This window comes from Streptomyces viridosporus (genome assembly GCF_002078235.1).
Classification (GTDB): domain Bacteria; phylum Actinomycetota; class Actinomycetes; order Streptomycetales; family Streptomycetaceae; genus Streptomyces; species Streptomyces viridosporus.
Map to the genome: position 1 here is coordinate 1 of NZ_MSGP01000895.1, position 1,075 is coordinate 1,075.

A 1,075-nucleotide genomic window follows, 5' to 3' on the forward strand; every position below is an offset into this window, starting at 1 on the left:
CATGAGCATCATCCCGTGAGGTCTCAAAGCCCCCACGCAGGCACAGGGTCGTTGTCGGCAAACTACGCCCCCCATCCGGTGGGGGCTTTCCCATGCCACCAGCCACAACGCGCACGGATACCGCGTATCGGTAGCGCGCGGTAGCGGACTCGGCCGGATCTGTACACCCCACAGCGTCAAGACTGGGTGAAATGTGCATCCGTCCTCGCCCCCGTCCGCCTATCGGTGTCACAGTGGCACTCCCGCAGTCCGGACTGGCAGCCGCACAGCGGGACATGCCCGCCCAACGCCGACAGGGCAGGCATGACCTTCCCGAACATTTCTGCCGGAGGAGCGGAGACGCCCCATGTCCGCAGAACCCGCCACCCCCATCCCTCCCGGGCTGAACACACCGGGCGAGGCGGCCGTAATCGATATCACCAGGCGCCGCGGAAAGACGGCGGCCTCGACCAGGGGACGGTGGACGACAGTGACCGACCACGACCAGCCCCGCCCCGGCCCCGATCCGCAGGCCCTGTTCGCGGAACAGGCGGAGCGCGCGTTCAACGACATCGACCGGACCCTCAGCGACGAGGAGACCGCGCTCGTCTACCTACGGACCCTGGCGATCGTGGGGCGAGCCCTCGAGGGAGCCGAGGCCATGGACATCATCACCTCCGAGCAGCTGTCCGAACTCGGCGCGCTGATCGAGGGGATGAAGGCAGCACCACGGCTTGTCTGAATATGCCGGGGGTTCATACCGTTTGACGGGTGCGGCTGACCAACGGACCCGACACACACCGCTGATCATTTGAAACTATCCGTTCAACTCCAGCCGCACCCGTGCCAAGATGGGGCGTCCGGAATGACCCGGAGAGAACGCTTCCGGCCTCCGGCGCGCGCCCCTGCACACGCTGTACGGACGATCCGCGCCCCCTGGAGGCCGCCAAGGGGACGGGGACGCCAATGCACGACAACACAGCAGACGACAGCGCCGCAAGCCGCCTCGCCACGCTCGCCCGCTACTTCCGCGAGCGCCCCGTCACCGGACCCGCCGGCCACTCCTACATCAGCTCCAGCCCCCGGGCCACCCCCA

The 1,075-nt window shown here is 67.7% G+C and carries 1 protein-coding gene; it reads left to right on the plus strand.

The window, feature by feature from the left end:
- The first annotated feature begins 469 nt into the window (after positions 1-469).
- Positions 470-721 carry a hypothetical protein gene (locus B7L92_RS38495; RefSeq protein WP_081241674.1) on the plus strand — a complete coding sequence of 84 codons (252 nt, stop codon included), beginning with the start codon at positions 470-472 and terminating at the stop codon, positions 719-721.
- Positions 722-1,075: the final 354 nt, after the last annotated feature.